Here is a 23,815-nt window from a genome sequence, read left to right as displayed (position 1 = left end):
TCAGACGGCGTCCTCGTCTGCGGTGTCCTTTGCGAGCACTTTCAGCCGATCTTGTAGCTCCTCGGCCTCGGCCGGTGTCAGTCCCGGAATCGTCACGTCGGCTCCGCGTGACCCGGCTGTATAGACCACCAGCGAGGACAGCGAGAGGGCACGTTCGACCGGCCCGCGGCTCGTATCGATGTGTTGGATCCGCACGAACGGGATCACGCTCGTGACGTGCGTGACCACGCCGCGTTCGAGATACAGCGCGTCCTCCCGCACTTGATACTCCCAGGAGCGATACAAGACGACGACGTAGAGGCCACCGAGGACGGCAACGAGGACGAAGGCACCGACACCGGGCAGCGGCCCCCACTCGAAGCCAAAGACACTGAGCGCCCCGATCACGATGCCGACGACGGCGGCGGCCAAGACAGCACTCAACAGCCACTTCCAGCGCACCCGTGCTTCGACCGTCCGGGTATCGGTCTGGAGCGGTGCCCGATCGACCGTCGCGGCGGTGTCGCTCTTCTCGGTGGCGTCCGGCCGTGAGCGCTCTTGGTGTTTGGCCCCGCTCCGCCCAGACTCGGGACCCTCGGCCTCGTTGGCTGATCCAGTCGTCGGGTCGGTGTCTGTCATCACCCGCCCCTCCGTTCGGCCATCGCTTAACGGTGGTGGGACACTGCTGGCTCTGCAAGCCGCGATATGTGGCCCGCTCGCGTCGGGTACCCGGCGTTTAGCGTGCGTAAACGCGGACTCGCCCACGGTATCGGTCGACGCTGCCAGTCTCCCCGGAAGGTGGCGTCGTTCGGTCCCGCTTTGGTCGTGCATCGAGCGGTTTGGATCGTCGTCGAACCAACGCTTATCTGGGCGGCGATACTGTTCTTCTCGTATGGCAGATGTCATCGTCGTCGGCGGCGGTCCCGCCGGCCTGAGTGCGGCACTGTTCACTGCAAAAAACGGCCTGGAGACGACGGTTTTTGACACCGACGAGACCTGGATGCACAAAGCTCACCTGTTCAACTACCTCGGCATCGAGTCGATGGACGGCAGCGAGTTCATGGACGTCTCTCGGGAGCAAGTCGAGGCGTTCGGCGTCAACCGCTCCCAAGACGAACCAGTCACGGCCGTCACAGAGACAGACGAGGGATTCACTGTCGAAACCGAGGACAGCGAGTACACAGCCGAGTACGTCGTTCTGGCGACCGGTGCTGACCGCTCGCTGGCCGAGGAGTTGGGCTGTGCGACCACCGACGAGGGTGTCGTCGACGTCTCCGTCCAGATGGAGACCAGCGTCGCGGATGCCTACGCGACGGGCGCGATGGTCCGGGCCGAAGAGTGGCAGGCCATCATTTCGGCGGGCGACGGCGCGGCAGCCGCGCTACACATCCTGAGCAAGGAGAACGGCGAACACTTCCACGACTTCGACGTGCCTGCAGACGCCGAGTAGGGAACGCGGCTGGACTATTTTCGAACGATCGGTGTCCCGACTGCCCCGTCAGTTTGCCGTCTCGTTGTCGGTCGCGCGTTCGTCCCCTGGCGCGACGATCTGGGTATCCTGGCCCGCTTTGACGGGGATCCGATCGACGACTTCACCGTTGTCATTCGTGATCAGGACGTAGTAGAGTACGTCCTCGCCGTCCGGTGCCGGCTGGACATCCGTGCCGTTCTCGCCGGCGGTGAGTTCGTCTTCGTCGATGTCACCCCGGATGAACTCCCGGATTGCGGTGTCGTCGCTGAGTTCGATCGCGTTGTTCGCATCAGCGTTGACGAAGACGTTCCGCGTCACGTCGGTGTAGTCGGTCGGTGCGACCTTGATGTGCCACCAGAGGTCACCGTCGACTGTCACCGGGACTGGCTCGGTGACGACGAAGTTGTCGCCCCAGCCAGTCTGGGAGTCTTCGTTTCGAGCGATCCCCATCGCCCGTTCGGGACCAGTCAGCGTCTCCTCGTCAGTCCCGAAGAAGGTGTATTCGCCCGTCTCTGCGTCGGCGAGCCACACTTCGTCCAGCCCACGCGTATCTTCGCCGTACGGTTCCATCGCCGTGACGTAGGACATCCGCTCGCCTTCGAGGTCGATTACGAACGGCTGTTCGTTGTTGGCTCCCTCCGGGAGGGCTGCGACTTCGATTTGCCCCTCGTGAGCGCCGACGACGGGCAACTGGTTGATGATCCCCTCACGGTACCCGAGCGACCCCATCTCGGATCGGGTCAACGTCATCGGATAGAGCCGCTGGCCGTCGAGAATTTCGTTTTCCTGTGCTTGCTCTGGCGTGAGGTGCTCGATCGTCCCGTCTGGGTGGACCAAGGCCCCACCGTTCCACTTCGGTGTCGTGTGTGGCAACGGGAGCAGGTGCCACTCGTGGCCCGTCTTCGGGTAATAGAGGTAGGGCTGTCCGTCGTGGCTGAACTCGACGGCTTCGTCGTTGTACTTCGAGAGATACCCGCCGAGCTTGACGTTCCACCGGGCCGAGCGGTGGAGCCACATGCCTTCACCGTGTGTGAAATCGGCCTCGTAGACGGTGATTTGTTGTTCGTCCATCGAGGTCATGTTGGCGACGAGGACGCCCCGCTGATTTTCAAGCAGCTTGTTTCTGGCCCCGTCGGGTTCGATCGGATACGACCACGCCAGCGAGCCGTCTTCCTGTCTGGCGATGTCGCTCGCCCCGAGACGGTGTGTCCGATAGGAGACCGACCCGCGGGTCGTCACGTCAGAGACTTCGCGTGGCACCACGCGCGGGTTGTTCGCGTTCGCCTGCGGGAACTCATCCAATTCAGTCGCATCGGCCATCGTCTGCTGGGCAAGTGTCCGCTGTTCGAGTGCCCCCGCTGGGATTCCGACGAGAACCGAGAGGACGAACAGCACAGTCACGATCCCGCCGAAGATGCGAAGTTTCCGCATCGCTGACCCGCTACTTGCGAGGACGTCTCCGGCTGGTGACTCGTCGTCTTCGAACAGCACTGACACCATACTGCGTCGCTTCTCGTCACGTTCGAGCCGCCAGGGCGGGAGGAACCACAGGACGAGTGCCGTGACGGCGGTACCACCGAACAGTACCAGTCCGGATGGCGTGTACAGTGTTGCATAGACGATCCCGTGGATCAGCGGCCGCACGAGATACAGCACACCGACCACGATTGCGAGGATCACTAACCGCGTCCCCAGGAAGGAGGGCAGCCGTGATCCCGATGCAGACACGTTTACGTCCGGGTCATCGTCGTCCCCGGAGATATCGATCTCTGCCATGGGTTGGCTGTCGGTCCGTCGGCCTATATACTACGGGTTTGGCTGTGACTCGCTGCTCGATCCCGTCACCGTTGTGGCGGCCCGCGATCGTCGGAGAGAAAGATACTGTCGGCTTCGGGGTCGAAGTACACCTCGAGTGCTCTGAGCGCCCCGGCGTCGGCCGAGATCATGATGAACGCGAACAGCAACACGGCCGGCAGGACGATCTGGAGGACCATATACCCGGCGTCGAACGCGACTGCAAGAAGCGTTTCGACCGGCGAACACGGCCGCCGTCTCACTCGTGACCGGACACTGGTACGGGTTCGTACGGCTCTTTAAGGTACCGCTGGTCGGACTCGCTGAGATCGATTTCGAGGGCCTCGACGGCATCTTCCAAGTGCTCGACGCTGGTGGTGCCGACGATCGGTGCGTCGACGGCGTCCTGGTGGAGGAGCCATGCCAGGGCAATCTGGGCCATCGTTACGCCCTTCTGGTCGGCCAGTTCCGCGACGCGGTCGTTGATTTCCCGGCCACCCCCCTCGAAGTAGGGGTGTTTGCGAGCGTGGCCGTCAGTCTCGCCACGGGTCGTCGCGTCGAATTCTTCGTGTGGTCGAGTCAGATAGCCACGAGCCAGCGGACTCCACGGGATGACGCCGATCCCCTCGCGTTCACAGAGTGGCAGCATCTCGCGTTCTTCCTCGCGATACAGCAGGTTGTAGTGGTTTTGCATCGTCTGGAACCGTTCCAGGTTCAGTCGCTCGCTGGTCGCGAGTGCGTCGGCGAACTGGTAGGCCCACATCGACGAGGTGCCGACGTATCGTGTCTGCCCACGCCGAACGGCATCGTCCAGTGCTCGGAGCGTCTCTTCGATCGGTGTGTCGTCATCCCAGCGATGGGTCTGATAGAGGTCGACCGTCTCCATGCCGAGGCGGTCGAGGCTGGCCTGGAGTTCTTGTTCGATCGCCTTCCGGGAGAGCCCGCCCGAGTTGGGATTGTCCTCGTCCATCTCGAAAAAGCCCTTCGTGGCGACGACTTGCTCCTCGCGGTCGTACTCGGTGAGGACGTTCCCGAGGACGCGTTCGGACTCCCCGAGGGAATACATGTTTGCGGTGTCGAAGAAGTTGATCCCGAGGTCGATCGCGCGTTCGATAATCTCCCGGGATTCGGGTTCTTCGAGTACCCACTCACGCCAGTCACTCGTCCCGAAGCTCATACAGCCCAGGCAGATCCGACTGACCTCCATGCCAGTCTCGCCAAGCGTCGTATACTCCATGGAGTCTCTGTGGATTGGCGAGTGTAAAAAACGTATTTCGTCCCGAGATCACACTCGTGCCTCTCCCGTCTTTCGAGTGAGAGCTGCCCGTCGGTACTCCCAGAAGATCGGCGGGCGATCAGTACGTGTCTTCGAGGTGAGTCACCCCGAGTGTCGACGCGAGTTCGTCGCCGTCTGCCTCTCCAGTGAACGAAACCGTCCGGGTTTCGCCCGGCGTGAGATGGACGTAATTGTCCGAGAAGTGCCCGGCCAGTGCGGGGGCCGATAGCGCCACGAACAGCGCCGCGTCGTCGCTCTCGAGGGTAACGGTGTCGCCCTCGACGGTGACGTCGACGTCCGCCCCAGGTAGGTCCAAGTGCTTGAACGGCTCGAAGAATGCGGTATTCCGGCCGGTGTAGTCGTCGGCCGATAGCGTCGCTCGGAGCAGGTACGATTCCGTGGGGACATCTGCGAACGCCGGGCTCACGGTCGCGACCCGCTTGCTTTCGAGTTCGTCGAGAGTGACGTCGATACTCCGACTCGCCAGTACGCCGCCGTCGAACGCGATCGCGTCGAGTTCGACCGTCCCCTCGATCGAGTCGGTCACGTCGCTAGTCACCCACAGTTCGAGACTCTCCTCGTCCGGGTCGTCGTGGAACGACACCAGTACGTCCTCGAAGAACCGCTTGGCCATGTACTGAAGTGCCTTCCAGCCACCGCCGTATTCGATCGATGACCACGACGCGACCGGCCAGAGGTCGTTGAGTTGCCAGAAGATCGCGCCCATCGAGTACGGCTTCAGGCGCCGCCAGTGCTCGACGGCGGTCTTGATCGCAAACCCCTGTTGGAGCTGACTCAGATACACGAAGTCCGCGAAGTCGAACGGGATCCGGAAGTGATCAGCCATCCGGGCGAGGATGAGGCCGTTGCCATCCGGGTGGCGCTGGTGGTGCTCCATCAGCGGGTCGGTCGGGTTGAGCGATTCCTCGGGAACCACCGTCTCCAGCAACTCGATCGAGGGGAACGACTGGTAGCCGAACTCCGAGACGAATCGCGGTTCGACCGTCAGGTAGTCGGCGAACGGCTTCCCACCGTGCCAGACGTCCCAGTAGTGGATGTCGCCTTTCGCGGGATTCTGAGGATCGGTTGCCTCGATACCGCTGGACGGCGAGGACGGCCAGTAGCGTCGGGTGGGATCTTCCTCGGCGACAACATCCGCGAGTGCCGACTCGAAGAGGCGGTCGTACTCATCGAAAAGGACCTCACTGTCTGTCCTGTCGCCGTACCAGCCGTGTTCGAGCCCCCATTCGTTCTCGTTGTTGCCACACCACAGCGCGATCGAGGGGTGGCTGGCCAGCCGACGGACCTGATCGCGAACCTCCCCGGTCACGTTCTCGACGAAGGTGTCGTCGGCCGGGTACAACGAGCAGGCGAACATGAAGTCCTGCCAGACGAGCAAGCCCAGTTCGTCACACCGCTCGTAAAAGTAGTCGTTCTCGTAGTACCCGCCGCCCCAGATCCGGATCGTGTTCATGTTGGCCTCGGCGGCGCTTTCGAGCAACTGGTCGTAGCGATCCGTGCTGACGCCGCCGTACATCGCGTCTATCGGGATCCAGTTTGCGCCCTTGGCGAAGACGGCCACGCCATTGACCTCGAAGGAGAAGCTCTCAGCGTTCTCGCCATCGACCTCGCGGACGACCGAAATATCGCGGAAGCCGACCCGTGTCGTTGCGCTGTCTGCCCCGTCGATCGCGACGGTACAGTCGTACAGCGGCTGGTCGCCGTATCCTCGCGGCCACCACCGCTCCGGATCGTCGACGGTCACGCTGACGGCGAGTTCAGACTCGCCGGCCGCGATCTCTCGCCGCTCGGTCGTCTCACTCCCGGCGATCGAGACCGTTACAGCGTACTCACCGTTGGTCGGTGAGTCGACGCCGACGACGGCCGTGAGTTCGACGCCGTTGCCGTCGTGGTCCTGCTGTGGTTTGACGTAGGTAATTCGCGGCTCTGCGTGACCGATCAGTTCGATGTCGCGATAGATACCGACCGTCGGGAGGCACGGGCCCCAGTCCCAGCCGTAGTGACACTGGGCTTTCCGGATGAAGTTCCGTGCCGGCTGTTCGACGGGATACTGCGTCACTGGCACCTCGTGTGAGTAGGCGTCGCGCTGTTCGATGGCGTACTCGACGGGTGAATCGAACACCACACTGATCTCGTTCGTCCCGATCTCGAGGGCGTCAGTGACGTCGAACTCGTAAATCCGGTGCATGTTCGACGTCTCGCCGATGTCCGTCTCGTTGATGCAGATTGTCGCTACTGTGTCGACGCCCTCACAGCGAAGCGTCACTCGGTCCTGCTCTACCAGTGTTTCGTCGATCTCGAACTCGCGTCGGTACTCCCAGTCGGTCTTGCCGACCCACTGGAGGTCGAGTTCGTTGTCTTCGTCGTAGGGGTCCGGAATCTCACCCGCGGCAACCAAATCCGTGTAGACGCCACCTGGTACTGTGCCCTCGAACCAGTCGCCGTGAGGCCGTTGACGGCACTGCCAGGAACCGTTTAGGCTGTGCGTCTTCATGATCGGTACTCACAGCAGTCCTAAATAGTTGTTGTGATTTTCGTCTTTCCTAATGCAGGTGTGCAATTCGCCGTTTGGTATCGCTCTCGGACGCAGCTGGGCGTGACTCCTGACGGTCGACAGCGACGACTGAGACCGGAGTCCTTAGAGTGTTGAGACAACCGTCTGTACTATGCCACTGGCCGTTAGTGCACTGCGGAGAAATCTACAATAGTAATATATCAGACTATTCTATAGACGTATCAAAAATCTATACTGGGGCGACACTGCCGTTACTATCTCTGTATACCACTATTTAAACCGTTATCTTTAGAATATATTTGCTATTTTCTGCGAAAAATTTGAATAAATTTGTCTTTTCAGGATCTTATATTGTTTTCTGTATTCTACGACGGGCTACTGGGCGACCGTTCCGTGCGCTTGCGAAGGTGCTTTGAGCGGGTCAAGTGCTTGTATGCAGTTCCATCCGCGAATTTTACCGTACTGCGGATCCGGATTCGGGCAGCGGCGACCCGATTATCGGTCTTTCGTCGTCAATTTGCGGATATAAATACACATTACATAACTACTTATATATAAAATAATATTTGTCATAACTTCCCATGAGCGGCCGCGGACCCCCGTCGATCCGTCCGGTCGCTCCGTCGTTGCACTCATCTGGTGACTCGAAACTCACCGGTAGCGGCGGCACGATGGCGGGACTATTGGCCCTTATTGGCACTGGTCAGCCGGGAGAGCAGACATTCAGGGGCTGGGGCCGATGGTGGCCTTGGCGACTGGGCACTCGCCGAGTCGCGCGACTGTGTTGCCATTGATGGGGTCTTAGCGTCCCGGCGAGCCCGTAGTTTTATTTGAGTGGAAAGCATTCGCGGCTTGTATGTCCGCCCAAAACGTCGGAGAACTGTCTCTTAGGGAGAAAGTCGGCCAACTGTTCATGGTCGGTTTCGACGGCACCGAACCAACCGATGACGTCTGCACACTCATCGAGGAGTACAACCTCGGCGGCGTCATCTACTTTTCGCGAAACATCGAGTCGCCGTCACAAGTCGCGTCACTCTCCCGGACACTGCAGGAGCTGGCCCAATCGACCGGCGCGGGCTCACCCCTCCTGATCGCGACCGACCAAGAGGGCGGAGTCGTCTCCCGGCTCGACTGGGGCTCGCAGCTGCCGAGTCACATGCTGTTCGGTGCGTGTGGTGATCCACACGTCACACGCAAGGCGGGCCAGGCAGTCGGTCGCGAACTCCGTTCGCTCGGTATCACGATGAATCTCGCCCCTGTCCTCGACGTCAACAACAACCCCGACAACCCGGTCATCGGCGTCAGGTCGTTCGGGGAGTCCCCAGAACTGGTCGCGGACCTCGGCGTCGAGATGGCGACCGGGATGCAGTCGGCCGACGTCTTGGCGTGTGGCAAACACTTCCCGGGTCACGGTGATACGGCGACCGATTCCCACGTCGGCCTCCCCGTCGTCGATCACGACATCGATCGCCTCGACCGCGTGGAGTTCTTCCCGTTCAAACGAGCGATCGCGGCCGGAATCGACGCCATCATGACGACCCACGTGTCGTTCCCGTCGATCACCGACGACGAGGACCGCCCCGCGACGATCTCACCGGCCGTCCAGACTGGAATCCTCCGGGAGCGACTCGATTTCGATGGACTGGTCGTCACAGACTGCCTCGAGATGCACGCGATCGCCGACGGTGTCGGAACGACCGATGGGGCGGTCGAAGCCATCGAAGCCGGCTGTGATATCGCCATGGTCTCGCATACGCCAGACCGACAGCGAAACGCCATCGAGGCTGTCGTCGAGGCCGTCGAATCCGGTCGTCTGTCCGAAGCCAGCATCGACGAATCGGTGCGGCGAATCCAGCGGCTCAAACAGGAACGGAACGTCGCAGAGCCGCCGGCACAATCGTGGGAGGAGTCTGCGACAACATCCACGTCGATCGCCCGCTCGGTCGCCGAGTGTGGCCTCACCCTCGTTCGGGACGAGCGCGGCGTGATCCCGTTCGATGTCGACCGCCCCCTACACGCGATCGGCTTCACCGGCGACCGCGGCTCGAACGCGGAAGACGATCGATACGAGCCAGCTGTCGTCTTCGACGCCCTCGAGGAGCGTGGCGTCGACGTTCGCCGAGAAACGGTGTCCGATCCAGCATCGTTCGACTACCCCACTGACGGGACGGCACAGATCCTGGTTGTGACCTACGACGCGCGGTCGAACCCCGGACAGGCGACGGCACTTCGTCGGCTCTGTTCCCAGTCCGACGACATCGCCGTACTGGCAGTGCGAACCCCGTACGATCTCACTGTGTGTCCGGACGACGTGCCGTTCCTGACATCCTACGGCTACTCACCGGGAGCCGTCGACGCTGCCGCCAGTGTCCTCGTCGGGGACAGCACTCCGAAGGGGACGCTCCCGGTCACGATGCCCGACGACTAATCGACGATCGTGTGACGGGACCGAGCAGCTGTGTCACGGGCCGCCTGCGATGGATGGGGCCTGTGTCGAACTGTCTGGAGACGGTCTCAGGCTTTCTCAGGCGGGTATCGCGGCGTCTTCTTCTTCGATGGTTGCCTTGCTGTTGCGCAGTGCCTCGCCGGTCTTGGCGTCAAAGAGGTTCAACCGATCTTCCGGGAACTGCAAGGACAGGTCGTCACCACGGCCGAACTGTCGGCTGCCGTCGATCGTCGCCGTGTACTGGTCACCGGCCAGTTCGACTGTGACGTGAGAGAGGTCCCCGAGTGGTTCGACCACGTCGACGGTGGCCGGGACGCCGTTATCCTCGCCACGTTTGACCGTGATGTCTTCGGGCCGAACGCCGAGGATGAGACGGTCCTTGGACGTGACTTTTCTCGCCGTCTCGGCGCTGAGCTCGTACTCGAAGGCATCGTGGACCAGGGTCCCGTCTTCGACGGCCACTTCGAGAAAGTTCATCGAGGGCTCGCCGATGAACCCTGCGACGAACTGGTTGTTGGGACGGTGATAACACTCGAGTGGCGTCCCGATCTGCTGGAGTTCCCCGTCGTTGAGGATGGCGATCCGATCGCCCATCGTCATTGCCTCGATCTGGTTGTGCGTCACGTAGATCGTCGTGACTCCGAGGTCCTCTTGGAGGGACTTCAACTCGGTTCGCATCTGGGAGCGAAGCTTTGCGTCGAGATTCGAGAGCGGCTCGTCCATCAGGAACGCCGCTGGATCCCGGACGATCGCCCGTCCGAGTGCCACCCGCTGTTGTTGCCCGCCGGACAACTCTGCAGGTTCGTCTTCGAGCAAGTCGGTAATCCCCATCATCTGGGCGGCGTCGTTGACGCGCTCGTCGATCTCGTCTTCGTCGAGGTCCGTACTCATCTTCAGCCCGAAGGACATGTTCTCTCGGGCCGTCATGTGGGGGTACAGCGCGTAATTCTGGAAGACCATCGCGATATCACGATCACGTGGCTCCTGATCGACGACTGACTGGCCCTCGATACGGACGTCACCGCTGGTCGGAATCTCCAGTCCGGAGACCATCCGGAGCGTGGTCGACTTGCCACACCCCGAGGGGCCGACGAGGACCAGAAATTCTTCATCGCGCAATGTGATGGACAGGTCGTCCACCGCGGTGATGTCGCCACTGTCGTCTGAGAACACTTTCGTGAGTGAATCTATCTCTAACTCGGCCATGCGTATAGCCGACTATACTCGTCGTAATACAAAGAATTTATGACTCAATTTTGTCTCGTTCCCCGCACAGGCATCGATCTGGCCCCAAACTGCCGGTAAAGTGTAGAAAATATAACTATTTTTGCCGGCGTTGCCGTGCGTCGTCCCGGGGAACCCGTCTCTCTTGGCACCACGCAGCCGGTTCGTTCACCCGCCGGGACCCCCCAAACTTATAGCCTAGAAGATACCACTCCAAACGTGATGGTTGGAGAGCACGCGCATCGAGAGATTAGAGACGGTTGTGACGTGATCGAAACGGTTGTATCGAACACAGACCCGATCGAACGGGTCGCGGAACCACTTCTCAGTGCCGACCGGGTGACGTTTCTCGGGTGTGGGTCCTCGTACTGGTCCGGCGTCGTTGGCCGCGCACTGCTCCGGAACGCAGGTGTCGACGCGCACGTGGAGTACGCTCCGGAATTCCTCTATGAGTCACCGCCGATCGGCGAGACTGACGTCGCCGTGGGACTGTCCCAATCCGGTGAGACGACCGAGACGATCCGAGCGCTCGAGACTGCCGCTGACAACGGTGCCACGACGGTCGCGATCACGAACACTGACGGGTCGACTCTGGCCGAGATGGCCCATCACACGATTGTGACTCCGGCCGGCGATGAACGGGCCGTCATGGCGACGAAATCCGTCGACGCGGTCGTCACGACGTTGTACCTGTTGGCCGACCGCATCGGTGGGTCCGGGTGGCAGACGGCACTGGCTGGCGCTACCGATCGGGTCGAGGCCGTCATCGAGTCGGACGTCTCCGAGGTCGTCTCCGTCTTGACGGACGCCGAGTGCGCCTACACCCTCGGAACTGGAGGCGCCTACGGCTTGGCTGGTGAAGCAGCGACCAAGCTTGGCGAAGCGATGCTGTTGCATACGACGGCACTGCCGACGCTGGAAATCAATCACGGGCCGATCGCGAACGTCGCTGGCGACGTGGTGATCTGGTACGCCCTCGACAACGCCGGGGCACCCGTCTCGGATCACGTTCTCGACGGGTTGCGCGACGCCGGTGCACGAACCGTCGTCGTTCATCCCCACGGGACGAGCTACGACGCGACGGCGACGATCGAATTGCCCGCATCGGTCGAGACGCTGCTCCCCGCGCTGAAACTTACCCAACGGGTCGCCTACGCGGGTGCGATGGAACTGGGATACGATCCGGACAGCCCGCCACAGCTGTCGAAACACGTCGAAATAGAGGGGATCTGACGGCATGGTCGCTGTGGTTCGACCGCGCAGTTACCCGAAGCGGAGACACGGACGAACGCTTCCGAGGAGAAACAGCATCGGCTGTACGCAGTCGTTTCCGTTCGGCACTGCCCGACGGTCTCGTGACCGCTGGATCGGCCCTTCCACTGGGCGGGTCACGCCAGACCGACTGATCGCTACCCGAAAAATACAAACCAAAATTCGACGAATACCATACCGATGATCATTGTAAGCGTCGACGCCGGTGGCTCGACTACCGATTGCATCGCCGTCGATTCGACACTGGACTTACTCGGTGTTGCGCAGGGTGGCCCCGGCAACTATCTCGCTGTGGGGGCAGAGACCGCCAGGGATAACGTCGCGGCAACGATCGAACGTGCACTTTCGCCGACCGACCCGATTGAGGAACCCGTCGTCGGTGGGTTCGGGTTCGCAGGGATGCAACTCGCTGAGCAAGAGGCTGTCGTCCGCGAGTTCCTCGCCGACATCGACGTCCTCGAATCGTTCGAGATTGTCTCTGACGTCGCGCTGTCTCATTACGCGCTGACGGCCGGTGATCCGGGTATTGCCGTCGTCGCAGGCACTGGCGCGACGGCGTACGGTCGTGACGAGAGTGGGGCCGACGTCCGAACGAGCGGGTGGGGCTGGCTTCTGGGAGACGAAGGAAGCGGCTTCTCTCTCGCCCGGCGCGGGCTGCAAACGGCTGCTCGTGGCTTCGACGGCCGTGGTCCCGAAACGGAACTCACCGATCGTGCAACCCAGCACTTTGATGTCGACTCGTTTCTCGAAATCATCAAACCCGTCTACGAACACGCCGAGCCGCCGGGTAACATCGCGTCGTTCGCCGAGGAAGTCACCGCAGCGGCACAGGCGGGCGATGCGGTTGCACTCGACCTGCTACGCGAAGCCGGCGAGGAACTCGCCCTTGCCGCCAAAGCGGTCGACGACGAACTCGACTTGGCCGACCCGGTGTCGGTCGGCGGCGTCGGTGGCCTCTTAGAGTCGACGCTCGTTCGCGAGCAGTTCGTCTCGGCCGTCACCGAACAGTTCCAGGCGCCCGACGTGCTGGAGCCGATCCAACACCCGGTCGTCGGCGGCGTGGCTCTTGCCGCCGACAATCACGCGTTCTCGATCGACGTCGACCAACTGCAAGCACTCGACGCTCGGATCGAGCGCGCAGGCATCGACGCGACCGAGCCACAACTGCAGCCGTCACGAGACTGATTTTCCCCGATTGGATCTGCCCGCTTCGCTCTCGTCGTGACCGAGCTGGACTGTGGACCCGAAAATTGTCCTCGACGCCTTCGCGCCCGACTGTGCCGGGACGTGTTGCTCTGACTCGTGAGTCACTGACTTCTGGCCGGAAAAGGAGTGGCGAGAGCCGTTCTCTCGATCGCAAAATGCCGTCGCGAGCGCCTTACTGCTTGACGCTCCCGGCGGTGAGGCCGGAGACGATCTGCCGGTTGAACGCGACGAAGATAATCAGTATTGGGAGCGAGGCCGTCGTCGATGCAGCCATCAGTGGGCCCAGTTGCGTCGAGTAGGCCTCCATGAAGTCGTAGATACCGATGGCAAATGGCGTGACTTTGTTGGGGGCCATCACCGAGGCGAACAGGACTTCGTTGAACGCAAGCAGGAAGACGAACATCCCGGTCGCAGCGAAGCCCGGCAGTGCCAGCGGGAAGACGATCCGGTAGAGGGCTTCGAGTCGGCTACACCCGTCGATCCGAGCGGCTTCTTCGAGTGCCGCCGGAATCGTATCGATGTACCCGCGCAACATCCAGATGGCGAAGGGGACGGTAAAGGTGGTGTAGAGGAAGATCATACCCCAGTACGTGTCTTTCATCGGGATGCCGCTTTGCCCGAGAAACGTGAACAACAGGAACATCGGAATCAGGATGAGGATGCCCGGAATCATCTGCGTCGCCAGCGCACTGACTTCGAACGTCGACTTGCCCGGGAATTCGTAGCGGGAGAACGCGTAGGCCGCCAGGCCGGCGATGGTGAGGCTGAGCACGGTCGTCACGCTCGCGATGAGCAGGCTGTTGAAGTAGTAGTTAACCAGCGGAATCACATCCCACATCTGCAGGTAGTGCTCGATCGTCCACGCCTGGGGGATCGGGTGAAAGCCCGCGAGTGCGATCTCTGATCGTGGTTTCAACGACGTCTGGAGCATCATCCAGAACGGAAACAGTGCGAAGATCAACAGCAACACCAACGTCACGCGCACCAACAGGCTGAACAACGTCTCTCTGGCCGACGACTCCAGACGAAGCTCGTCGGCGAACAATCCACTGTCTTGGTCGGTTCTGAATCGTTCGAACATCGGTTAGATGGCACCTCCTTGGTATTCGCTCTGCACAGTGCGCTTGTAGTACACGTACGCGAAGATCATCGCGATGATGAACAGCAGGAAGCTGATTGCCGCTCCAGCCCCGTACTGGGATTGGCTGAAGCCGGCATTGTAGGCGAGTACTATCAGTACGTTCGCGGACTCACTGGGCTGTGATCCCAGAAGGACGTACGGGATGGTGAAGTTGACGAGCGTCCAGAGGATCATCAACAGGAGGATGACCGTCGAGACGGGCATCAATTGTGGAAGCGTCACGTGCCGGAACTTACCCCACCGACTGGCTCCATCGATATCAGCCGCCTCGTAGAGCTGCTGGGGGATCGACTGGAGCCCGGCGTACAACATGATCGCCGCCCACGGGAACTGTCGCCAGATGTTCGTGATGATGATCGTCAAGAGTGAATTGGGCCCCAGGAGCCACTGTGGGAGCGACTGGACTGAATCGAACAACGGCGTCATCAACAACAGGCCGTTGATCGAACCGTCGAAAGCCAGCATCATCCGCCAGGTCAACAGCATCGGCACGATGGGGACGACCCACGGAACCAGAATCGCGGTCCTGGCTGCGAGCTTCCCTCTGAAATCGTGATTGAGCGCGAGCGCCGCGATCATCCCGAGCGTGAACACGCCGGTCACACATCCCACGGTGTAGATGAGCGTCGCCTTCATCGAGCCGACGATCTGTGATCCGATGAACGTCTCCGGCTCGAAAATATCGATGTAGTGTGTCAACGCGACGAACGTCTCCGGTCTGAACCATTCAGCGATGTCCAGGGACGGAAACTTATAGAAGCTCATCACGAAACCCATGACGATCGGGAAGCCGTGGACGATCGCCATGAGCGTAAACGCCGGTAGGATGAGCTTCAATCCGAATTTTTGATCTTTCGTCAACGAGGCCCATCTGCCCTCGGACGAATGGCCGTCGGTACGTTCCTCTACGGTCTGGGACATAGATCGAAGTGTTCACCTCCACACTAATATTTGTTTGTGTTCTTTGCTCCCTCGACCAGTCAAAAAAATCAAAACAAGTTACACGATCGGCTACTGACCGACGCAATCGACGGCCAAGACGGGATGTCGAATCGTGGCGGCGGCGCGTCTGGTGGACGAACCCTTGGTTGGGGCGCGAGTCTTCAGAGGGCGTCGTTGGCCTGCGTGACCGCTGCGTCGAGACGCTTTTTCGTGTCTCCTTGCGACCAGTTGCCAGTCGATTCTTTGGTCAGGATATCGACGATAGCACCCTTCAGCGAGTTGGCAACCCCACCCCAGCCGACGACCTGTGGCGCGGTTTTGGCGTTGGTATCCTCGAGCAGCGTGTTGAACTCCTGGAACAACGAGTTGTTCTGGATTGCGGGTGCCTGGAAGCTCTCTTTGACCGACGGGAGAAAGCCCCGGCGCTTGGCGAGATCCGCGTTCACGTCCGCTCGCGTGAGGTACTCGACGAATTTCGCGGCGGCCCGCTGTTTGTCCGTCCACGGGTGAATGCCGATCAGGTTCACGCCGAAGAACGTCGACGGATCACCGTTTGGCCCGGCCGGTGGCGCCCCTGCGGTCAGATTCTTCTGGGGGTTGCTGATGTTGCTCTTCATCGTGATACCGGCCCAGGTACTGGCGATCTGTTTCGAGATGAAGGCGTTGTTCCGCGCGGTGCCGTTCCACTCGATAGACGACCGGGGCGAAATATTGTTCGCGCCAGCCAGGTCCTTATAGAAGTTCATCGCTTGGACGGCTTTGTCGCTGTTGAAGACGGCCTTGTTGTTGTCGTCGAGCATCTGGCCGCCGTTCTGCCAGAGGAGCATCATGTAGTACTGGGTGACCGCCCAGTTGTTCGCGCCGGGGATGCCAAAGAGGGACTTTTGCTGGAAGCCACTGCTTGCTTGCTTCTCGGCCCACCCGTTGAACGTTTTCGCGTCTTCGATCATCTCGTCCCAGGTGCTTGGCGCGCCGTCGATACCGGCACTTTCCATCATTCCATCGTAGTACAGGTGCGCGCGCGGACCCCAGAACCACGGGAAGCCAGCGGTCACACCATCGAACTTACCGATCTCCATCGGCGAGTCGTAGATCTTGTCTTCGGGCAGATCGACACCGGCTTCTCCCATATCCATCCACCCGTTCGAGTTGATCTGCTTGGGCATCCACGTCGAGGCAATCTCCTCGACGTCGGGACCGGACCCACTCGTAATGCTGTTGTTCTGGACTTTTTTCGCGTTGCTCCAGCCCATCGTCTCGTAGTCAACCTCGACACCGATCTCCTCCCGCATCTTGGGGTTGTGGTCGTTGATAAACTTCTCTTTGGCGCTGTTGGCGAACATCCGCAACGAGAGGGTCGTGACGTTCTGGGACGCCGTCCCGGTCGTCGTCCCTTCGTTGTTCTCCGTCGGCGTCGAACCGCTTCCCTCTCCTTCCGTCGTCGTGTCGCCGCCACCACAGCCAGCGAGCGCTGTTACCATCGCAGCTCCCGCTCCCTTGATGAACTTACGTCTCCGTCCACTCCTCACAGGTTTGTCTGACATGGACAATCGGAATGATTGATCCCTACGTATATATTAGTACCGGTAGCCCACATCATAGCTTATATATCTTGGCATGGGGTCCGGGGTGTTTCGTCGTTTCTCCACCGCGATCTGGGCTTCTCGGTGCAGTTGCGGCGTATGTCTCACTGAAGGGATTGTCAGCGTGTACTGTCTCTGTAGGCCTCCGATACGGACGATCTCCGCCGTCACTGGCTACAGCGCGTCGATTCTCGCTCAGATTGACGCAGCTGTTCTCGACCGATTACCCGCCGTGGTTTGTTTCTCGACTCGTATCGATACGTTCCACCGGCAACGGACTAGACTCTCTCGCGATCTTGTGCGTCCGACGTTGTAATTTATATCATGGTCTTCAATGCTGAATCGGATTTGTAAAATCCAATTACATCGTGCCGGTTGTGCGGTAACGACTCTCACAACCCCGATCTCACAGCACTGTTGGCGAGTATTTTGAATATATCCATCTATAGAGATATTATCCAAATATATTCTCGGTAATAATCGCAAAACTGTCTTATCGTCTGTGAAATTAGATGTAACAGATTTTCTCTATCTGTGGATCGACAGCCGCTGTGGGATCTATCCTGTCACTCGTCACTCGATGGACTGTCAGAGAGTGTCACACGGACTGTGCCGAACGAGAATAACAATAGTACACCCGTTATTTTTCGCCTGACGACTGGAACGGACTCTCTCATCGCCACTTGACAATTGGTAGCCCATCGACGAACAGACTGTCCGCGCCCCACCCTTCACCTGCGGGGCGTGTCCGTCTGGATCGGCCCGTAAGCTGGTGAGACGCTCGTCGATCCGTACACCGCCTGTCTGTCGTGTCATCGCTTGGACTTCGCTCATCGGCGTCGCAATCTGACGGCACCAGTAACGAAGACTGACCGCGCCGTTGTGTATCCATCTTTACTCGGTGCTTGCTCTGAACGCTTGGGCCTGGGCCAGCGCACCCGGAGTCACTTTGAACTGTTTTACCAAATCTGGAGTATAATACAAAATATGGTTGTTCGTCTTCGTATACAATTCGGCAGCCGATAGTTCTGTGCCGGCCACTCACGCCGTGAGCCTGCCAGAGAACCTTCTTTTTCGTCCCCTGCGTGAGGAGTGACACCGACAGCGGCTACAGAACGATATGGCGTCTCCCTCTCGCCCGCTGTCCCTGGTATTTGGCCCAATGGAGTCGCGTCCATTTTGGACCGACTGTCGGCTTTTTCGGCTCGCTGTTCACTCTTTTCTCCCATCACTGCTGGTTTCCATCGATCGCCAGTGAGCCCCACTCACCTCACTCACGCTACGCCACGGAGAGGGACCCAGCCGAACGACGGATTAGCCTCGGGAATTCGGGCGTGCTGGCCGGGTCATCGAGTCGCCTATCTTGTCTCCCGTCCACGATTTCGGCGGATGCCGATATAATTTGTTATTTTGTCACTTTTCGAGTTATGAATTTTATCTAGTACTATTTCGAGACATAGAGCCCATCGTCTATTGACACTAGCGGCCAGTATCCACTGATCGTCCCCCAACGAAGACGCGCGAATGGTGGCCGTCTGTGAACACCATCGTTTGGGCACGCGACTGCGTTTCCGCATGGCTTCCCATACTATTTATCGCACCGCGCGTCCTTCGTGTATACGATGGCCGAGCAACTCTCGGAGTTGATCCGGTCGTTTGGATTTACTGCCAAGGAGACCGAGGCGTTCATCACGATACTACACGACGGGCCGATGACCGTCCAAGAGGTCGTCGACGCGTCCAATATCTCACGTCGACACGCCTACAACGCGATCGACAAGCTAGAAGCGTTCAACTTCGTTGTCGTCAACGACTATATCACCCCGACCACGGTCGAACCAGCCCCTCCCGACGAAGTTCGCGAGCAGCTTCAAACGATGGTCGACCAGCTGTACAACCGACTGGAGGAACGATACCACCGAGATCACTACAGTACGGAGACCGTCAAGATCCTGAAGTCCAGGTCGACGGTCATCGCGACGATGAAGGAGATGATCTCCTCGGCCCAACGCCGTGTTGGGATTTCGATCCCAGCACAGTTGTTTTCGACAGTGCAGGAGACACTCGTCGATGCTATCGACAACGACGTCGCGACCATGCTGTTGCTTACGGATTACGACGAAGAGACCGAGTTGGAATCCGACCCACCGATGGAAGAAACGGCCGACGTCATCCGGTATTCTGCGGATCCGGGGCTTATTCTGCTTGCAGTGGACCGTGACTTCGGGTTGGTCGCTCCGACAAAGATCACGTCTGACTCATCGAGCCATCGAAATGCGTTGTACTCTTCGCAACCGCACCTCGTCAGTGTCGTCTTCACGACGCTTATGGAATACCAGTGGCAAATCGGACAAGAATACTACGTCACAGCGCCACAGAGTCTTCCGACCACCTATTCGAACATCCGAAAAGCCGTTATCGATGCGACCCTGCAGCTGAAAGACGGTGTCGACATCGCTGCAGAGATAGATGCTCGGCCAGTCGACGAGCCGGAAGCAGCGGTCACGATCAGCGGCGAGGTCGTAGAGGTCGGCCAGCGGTTGATCGAACCGATCACGGCGACGATCCCCCACCAGTCGTGTCTGTATATCGACAACGGCGGGGAAACTGTCACCGTGGGTGGAACCAATGCTTACCTCGAAGATTACCGGGCTCGCTCGATTCGGATCACTCGCCTCTAGGGCCGTGTTGCGGGTCTGCACTTTCCACCCCCAGTAGATCGAGCCTTGACACGGCAATCCATCGACTCGTGAATTATTCTCCCTGTGCCGAGGAGTCGGGTGTACCGGCTTTCGATCCGCTCTCTCCTCGGCTGTGAAGAAATTGACGAGCACATTAGAATTCACCCGTCACCTAACTAGTCTGTTGCTTATCTTTCCGGGACTCCTGCACTCAACTGCCCATTTCCGATTTGCTTGGAGGCGTCGCGGGTGGGTGTGGCGGAGGAAAGACCGATCCGGCTGCTCGAGTGATCGCCTTCGTGTTGCTGTCGTGTCTACGGCGATGCATGCATCGCCGCTTGTGTTGCGTACAGGATCTCGCCTTCTGTGCCTTCTATAGACAATTTAGGCAGTCGTTGGTACCCAACAGTATCGATCCGTCGTTCGAGCCGGTTGCCTCTTGTTCGTTTGATCATATGCGATAGTCACTGTCGGTGCGTGCGGACGCTGTAGGTCGTCCTCATCCGATAGCCCTCTATGCTTCGCTATTGCTCTGTTTACATGTCGAATTTCAACATATGATAGAATACGATACCAGTCGGCAACTATCGGTAGTTCGCCTCGTTTTCGAGTCCCAGAAACGGTGGCAGTCTGTTCGATCGTGCGGTTCCGCCTGTCCGCACCCATCCATGCCCCAACAGTTGTGCTAGATGTCCAATTTGTCCAACTCGGAGCGCAGCATCTCGCCCGATTCGACGAACTGCTCGCGTTCGTGATCGTCCAGATCGAGGTCGACTACATGACGGACACCACCACGGTTGAGCACTGCGGGCATGCTCAGATAGACGTCTTCGAGACCCTGGTGGCCGTCCATCAGTGTCGAAACGGTGTGGATCGAGTTTTCGTCCCGGACGATACTTTCGATGATGTCGGTCGCAGCCAACGCGATAGCGTAGTACGTCGCGCCCTTCCGGTCGATGATCTCGTAGGCCGCTCCACGGACCTCTTCGGCGACTTGTTCGCGCTGCTGTAACCCACAGTCCATCTCACAGACCGGACAGTAGTCGTCGAAGGGGACGCCGGCCATGTGAGTCGCACTCCAGACGAGGACTTCGCTGTCGCCGTGTTCGCCGATGACGTAGGCGTGAATGTTCCGTGCGTCGACGTTACAGTTCTTACTGAGGACGTTTCGGAACCGCGAGGTATCGAGAACAGTCCCAGTCCCGATGACACGTTCCCAGGGCAGATCCGAGATCTGCCAGGTGACATACGAGAGAATGTCGACAGGGTTTGCAACCACGAGGACCACCGAATCGTCGTTCAGCCCCTCCGTAATTCGGGGGACCATATCCTCGAAGATCTCGACGTTCCGTTCTAACAATTCCAGGCGCGTCTCGCCCGGTTTCTGGCTCGCCCCGGCGGTGATGACGACGACGTCGGCATCCCAGGCGTCTTCGTAGTCGCCGGCGTAGATGTTTACTGGTTTGACGAACGCTGCGCCGTGGCGCAGATCCATCGCCTCACCTTCGGCCTTCTCGTGATCGATGTCTATCAGGGCCATCTCCGAGACCGAGCCGCTTTGCATCAGCGCGTATGCAGTTGTCGCGCCAACGTCTCCAGCTCCGATGATCGCTACTTTCCCTTTGACTGGTCGCTCTGGCATGGTTCTGTACCATCGCTTAACTAACAGACAGGGATAAACATTCGGAGGTCGGTCGGCATCGTCTCGGCTGGATAGTCGCGTTGAGGTCCCTTCTGTCCCACTGTTCGTGTAGTGTGTCGACACAACGACGGGACTCTGTATGTACTGGCTACGGGCTGGGAGGTCCGCACCGCCACAGACGCTCACGGTGAGTGCCCAACTGAGCCGATTTGAACGATTCTCCCTCCTCGGACGACTATGCTATCGAGCGGGACGAACACATCAGCACTATCCCCGGAGTGACGCCCGGTGTTTTTCCCAACGCGGCCCGGAGTACCAGTATGAAGGTTCTGGTCACTGGGGCGACTGGATTCGTCGGTAGTTCGCTCGTCCCTGCCCTACAAGCGGCGGGCCACGACGTCGTCGCGATGACGCGGGACGCAAGTGCCTACGATCCGCCCAGCGGGGTCGCAGTCACCGAGGGCGACTTGCTCGATCCGGCCACGCTTTCCCTCTCCGAAGACTTCGATGCGGCGTACTACCTCGTCCATTCGCTGGGGACCGGCGAGACCTTCGCCGAACGCGACCGGATCGCTGCCGAAAACTTCCGGGCTGTCGCTGACAGTGCCGGCATCGATCGCGTGGTCTATCTCGGCGGGCTGGGTGAGGCCGGCGACGACCTCTCTGAGCATCTCCGCTCGCGTCAGGAAGTCGAATCGATCCTCGCTGAGGGGGACTCCGATCTGACGACGCTCAGAGCGGCGATCATCGTCGGCGAGGGCAGTGCCAGTTTCCGGATGGTTCGTCAACTCGTCGAGCGGCTGCCGGTCATGATCGCGCCACGGTGGCTCTACACCGAGTGCCAGCCGATCGCCATTTCTGACGTGATCACGTATCTGGTCGGCGTCCTCGATCATCCAGCGACTGCCGGCGAGACATACCAGATCGGTGGCCCCGAAATTTTGACCTACCACGAGATGTTGACCCGAACCGCCGACATTCTGGGCAAGCGGCGCTATATCGTCCCGGTCCCAGTGCTCACCCCTCGCCTGTCCGCCTACTGGGTCGAGTTCGTGACCGACGTGCCGGCGGCCGTCTCGCGGCCGCTGATCCTCGGGCTGAAAAACCCTGTCGTCGTCACGGACGATAGCGTCGAAGACGTCATCACCGTCGAGAAGACGCCCTTCGACGAGGCCGTCGCACGTGCGTTTGGAGGCGACGCCGAACCATGACCGGTATCGCTCCTGACGAAGAGTCGCCGGATCGAAACCCCGAGCGCTGGGTCTATGAGAGCATCGCCGGGTCGATCCCGGGTGTCGAGTTGACGCGGACGGTCGCGTTGCTCGTCCAGTTGCTTCTCTTCGAGACGGGTGTGATCGTTCTCGCGGTCGGCTACAACCGCTGGGAGGGGCTGCTCGCTGGAACCACGGCGGTCGTGATCGCCTCTGCGGGCAGCGTCTTCCTGTTGACGATCGGGCGGCGCATTCGCCGCCTCGACGTCTCGACTCGGTACACCGAGGTCTTGTTCGGCTCCGGTATCGAGATCGTCCTGGGCCTGGGGTCGTTCATCGCGTTGCTCACGTACCTGTTCGTGATCGATCCGCGGGCAGGCGGGACGACGCTACTCGCCGACTTGCTTGGCGACCCACTGCCCGTCCCGGCCGTGTTCTTTACGTTGCTCGTCCTGTGGGACGTCTGTTACCGGATCGGAACCGGGTGGTGGGCGAGTCTCGTCGGCCTCTGGCGGAGCGTGGCTCTGGGGGAAACCATCGACGCCACGACTGCTGAAGCGTTCGTTCGCATCGACGCAATCACGATCGCTTTCGCCTGGACGCAACTGGCACTAGTTCCGTTTGTCACCGATCACATCCTCCTCGCTGTGGCGCTTCTCGGCCACGTCGTCGCTGTGACACTCGTCTCGGGCAGTTCGATTCTCGTCCTCCGACGATCCTGAGTGGAGTGTGAGTCTTTCCTTTCTAGTGAATCGGCCGACGGCTGGCCCGATAGAGACGGGATCGTGACTGCACGCACGAGCCAGGGTACGGTCAGTGAGGTGGAGGGCTATGTCGAGGAAGCCGTCGCAACGGCACGCCGCGCCCGTCGACGACTTCTCAATAGAAGGGCTGGCGCTCGCTGTTGCCGACGGCCAGGGACTGACCGACCGGATGGCTACCGTCTTGTAGTCAGGCTTCGGTTTCAATCAGTTCCAGTACCTCTTCGGCTGGCTGGAAGCCGTCGGCGACGCGTTCGACGGGTTCACCGTCTCGGAACACGACCAGTAGCGGGACGCTTTGGACGTCGAAGCGATCGACCAGCGGCGGATCGTCTCGCGGGTTGATCGTCCCGATCACGGCGTCGCTCTCCTGGGCGACGATCCCCAGAACGGGTTCCATCGACGCACAGATCCCACAGCCGTCCGTGTAGAACTCGACGAGAACGGTCTCGTCGGTCTCGACGAGCGCGTCGAGATCGGCTTCGTCTTCGAGGGCGACCGGCCGCTCGGGTGACGCCGCTTGATCGTCGCGTGTGGGTGCCGTCATTACTTTCACTCGGTGCCCAAAATTTAAATACTAGTCGATATTGTCCGAGTGGAACAATTCTAATAGACGCACGGCAATAGCGCGTTGGGACCAACGGGTATTT

General features: G+C 60.0%; 18 protein-coding genes. 7 read left to right on the top strand and 11 right to left on the bottom strand.

The window, feature by feature from the left end; translation table 11 throughout:
- Positions 1-618: a PH domain-containing protein gene (locus Hrd1104_RS06760; RefSeq protein ID WP_154552032.1), complete on the bottom strand. Its 618-nt coding sequence runs from the start codon at positions 616-618 to the stop codon at positions 1-3.
- 253 nt (positions 619-871) lie between these two features.
- Between Hrd1104_RS06760 and Hrd1104_RS06755 the strand changes: the two genes are divergently transcribed.
- A complete protein-coding gene (locus tag Hrd1104_RS06755) occupies positions 872-1,429 on the top strand; it encodes an NAD(P)/FAD-dependent oxidoreductase (protein WP_154552031.1) in 558 nt (185 codons plus the stop codon).
- Positions 1,430-1,477: 48 nt separating this feature from the next.
- Here Hrd1104_RS06755 and Hrd1104_RS06750 read toward each other — a convergent pair whose 3' ends face one another.
- From Hrd1104_RS06750 to Hrd1104_RS06740, 4 genes are all read right to left on the bottom strand, one after another.
- Positions 1,478-3,226, bottom strand: coding sequence for a hypothetical protein (locus tag Hrd1104_RS06750; RefSeq protein ID WP_154552030.1), 1,749 nt, complete (start codon positions 3,224-3,226; stop codon positions 1,478-1,480).
- Between the two features lie 65 nt (positions 3,227-3,291).
- Positions 3,292-3,444, bottom strand: coding sequence for a hypothetical protein (locus Hrd1104_RS13075; RefSeq protein ID WP_195837555.1), 153 nt, complete (start codon positions 3,442-3,444; stop codon positions 3,292-3,294).
- 59 nt (positions 3,445-3,503) lie between these two features.
- Complete coding sequence (locus Hrd1104_RS06745; RefSeq protein ID WP_154552029.1) at positions 3,504-4,481, bottom strand: aldo/keto reductase; 978 nt, start codon at positions 4,479-4,481, stop codon at positions 3,504-3,506.
- Between the two features lie 118 nt (positions 4,482-4,599).
- Positions 4,600-7,035 carry a glycoside hydrolase family 2 protein gene (locus tag Hrd1104_RS06740; protein ID WP_154552028.1) on the bottom strand — a complete coding sequence of 812 codons (2,436 nt, stop codon included), beginning with the start codon at positions 7,033-7,035 and terminating at the stop codon, positions 4,600-4,602.
- Positions 7,036-7,912: 877 nt separating this feature from the next.
- Between Hrd1104_RS06740 and nagZ the strand changes: the two genes are divergently transcribed.
- Entirely contained in the window at positions 7,913-9,484 is a 1,572-nt protein-coding gene (gene nagZ, locus Hrd1104_RS06735) for a beta-N-acetylhexosaminidase (protein ID WP_154552027.1), read from the top strand.
- 96 nt (positions 9,485-9,580) lie between these two features.
- On the opposite strand, the gene Hrd1104_RS06730 is transcribed toward nagZ, so the two are convergent.
- Positions 9,581-10,708: an ABC transporter ATP-binding protein gene (locus Hrd1104_RS06730; RefSeq protein ID WP_154552026.1), complete on the bottom strand. Its 1,128-nt coding sequence runs from the start codon at positions 10,706-10,708 to the stop codon at positions 9,581-9,583.
- A 240-nt stretch (positions 10,709-10,948) separates the two neighbouring features.
- On the opposite strand from Hrd1104_RS06730, the gene Hrd1104_RS06725 reads away from it, so the two are divergent.
- On the top strand, positions 10,949-11,959 hold the full coding sequence (locus Hrd1104_RS06725; RefSeq protein WP_154552025.1) for an SIS domain-containing protein: 1,011 nt from the start codon (positions 10,949-10,951) through the stop codon (positions 11,957-11,959).
- Positions 11,960-12,178: 219 nt separating this feature from the next.
- Positions 12,179-13,183 (top strand): BadF/BadG/BcrA/BcrD ATPase family protein, encoded by a 1,005-nt coding sequence (locus Hrd1104_RS06720; protein WP_154552024.1) that lies wholly within the window; start codon positions 12,179-12,181, stop codon positions 13,181-13,183.
- Between the two features lie 193 nt (positions 13,184-13,376).
- Here the strand turns inward: Hrd1104_RS06720 and Hrd1104_RS06715 are convergent, their stop codons facing one another.
- The 3 genes from Hrd1104_RS06715 to Hrd1104_RS06705 all read right to left on the bottom strand — a co-directional run bounded on the left by Hrd1104_RS06715 (position 13,377) and on the right by Hrd1104_RS06705 (position 16,768).
- A complete protein-coding gene (locus tag Hrd1104_RS06715; RefSeq protein WP_154552023.1) occupies positions 13,377-14,285 on the bottom strand; it encodes a carbohydrate ABC transporter permease in 909 nt (302 codons plus the stop codon).
- A gap of 3 nt (positions 14,286-14,288) precedes the next feature.
- Entirely contained in the window at positions 14,289-15,266 is a 978-nt protein-coding gene (locus Hrd1104_RS06710) for a carbohydrate ABC transporter permease (RefSeq protein WP_229770437.1), read from the bottom strand.
- Positions 15,267-15,448: 182 nt separating this feature from the next.
- Positions 15,449-16,768 carry an extracellular solute-binding protein gene (locus tag Hrd1104_RS06705; RefSeq protein ID WP_229770436.1) on the bottom strand — a complete coding sequence of 440 codons (1,320 nt, stop codon included), beginning with the start codon at positions 16,766-16,768 and terminating at the stop codon, positions 15,449-15,451.
- Positions 16,769-18,492: 1,724 nt separating this feature from the next.
- On the opposite strand from Hrd1104_RS06705, the gene Hrd1104_RS06700 reads away from it, so the two are divergent.
- Positions 18,493-19,551, top strand: coding sequence for a TrmB family transcriptional regulator sugar-binding domain-containing protein (locus Hrd1104_RS06700; RefSeq protein WP_154552021.1), 1,059 nt, complete (start codon positions 18,493-18,495; stop codon positions 19,549-19,551).
- Positions 19,552-20,236: 685 nt separating this feature from the next.
- Here the strand turns inward: Hrd1104_RS06700 and Hrd1104_RS06695 are convergent.
- On the bottom strand, positions 20,237-21,193 hold the full coding sequence (locus Hrd1104_RS06695; RefSeq protein WP_154552020.1) for an L-lactate dehydrogenase: 957 nt from the start codon (positions 21,191-21,193) through the stop codon (positions 20,237-20,239).
- A gap of 320 nt (positions 21,194-21,513) precedes the next feature.
- Here Hrd1104_RS06695 and Hrd1104_RS06690 point away from each other — a divergent pair, with 320 nt between their 5' ends.
- Positions 21,514-22,404 carry an NAD(P)H-binding protein gene (locus tag Hrd1104_RS06690; protein WP_154552019.1) on the top strand — a complete coding sequence of 297 codons (891 nt, stop codon included), beginning with the start codon at positions 21,514-21,516 and terminating at the stop codon, positions 22,402-22,404.
- Positions 22,401-23,126: a hypothetical protein gene (locus tag Hrd1104_RS06685; RefSeq protein WP_154552018.1), complete on the top strand. Its 726-nt coding sequence runs from the start codon at positions 22,401-22,403 to the stop codon at positions 23,124-23,126. Before Hrd1104_RS06690 ends, Hrd1104_RS06685 begins: the two co-directional genes overlap by 4 nt.
- Before the next feature lie 229 nt (positions 23,127-23,355).
- Here the strand turns inward: Hrd1104_RS06685 and Hrd1104_RS06680 are convergent, their stop codons facing one another.
- A complete protein-coding gene (locus tag Hrd1104_RS06680; protein ID WP_154552017.1) occupies positions 23,356-23,712 on the bottom strand; it encodes a co-chaperone YbbN in 357 nt (118 codons plus the stop codon).
- Positions 23,713-23,815: the final 103 nt, after the last annotated feature.

This window comes from Halorhabdus sp. CBA1104 (genome assembly GCF_009690625.1).
Taxonomy (GTDB): domain Archaea; phylum Halobacteriota; class Halobacteria; order Halobacteriales; family Haloarculaceae; genus Halorhabdus.
This window is presented reverse-complemented; position numbering and strand designations above follow the sequence as displayed.